The following is a 550-nucleotide window of genomic DNA, read 5'->3' as shown; positions in this document are numbered from 1 at the left end:
CCTTCGCCCGCCGGTCTTTCACGCGACGGCGTGAAGGGCGCGATCTCCATGAGGTCCTCGGGCGCCGAGCGGCTGGCGCGGCACTGGCGCACGAAGGCAGCGGCCACCTGTTCGGCGCCATGTCTGGCGAGCAGCGCGTCGATGAAACCGCGTTCGTCGTCCTTCACCGGCTCGTCGAAAACCGGGTCGGCCAGGATGCGCTCGTCGTCGCGCCGCATCACGTCGTCGGCCGAGGGCGGGCTCGCCCATGTTGCCTTGAGGCCGGCGTTCTGCAGCAGCCGCTCGGTGCGCTTGCGGGCGCTGTTGGGCACGATCAGCGCGCTGACGCCCTTGCGCCCGGCGCGGCCGGTGCGGCCGCTGCGGTGAAGCAGCGTTTCCGGATTGGTCGGCAGATCGGCATGGATGACCAGCTCCAGATTGGGCAGATCGATGCCGCGCGCCGCGACATCGGTGGCGATGCAGACTTTTGCGCGGCCGTCGCGCATTGCCTGCAAGGCATGGCTGCGCTCGTTCTGGCTGAGCTCGCCCGAAAGCGCCACGACGGAGAAGT

The 550-nt window shown here is 69.6% G+C and carries 1 protein-coding gene; it reads right to left on the bottom strand.

All coding sequences use genetic code 11. The features are described 5' to 3' along the window. The coding region (locus EN893_RS37145) for a C-terminal helicase domain-containing protein (RefSeq protein WP_164901555.1) at positions 1-550 on the bottom strand (550 nt) is incomplete at both ends.

It is taken from the genome of Mesorhizobium sp. M7A.F.Ca.CA.004.04.2.1 (genome assembly GCF_004022825.1).
Lineage (GTDB): Bacteria > Pseudomonadota > Alphaproteobacteria > Rhizobiales > Rhizobiaceae > Mesorhizobium.
This window is presented reverse-complemented; position numbering and strand designations above follow the sequence as displayed.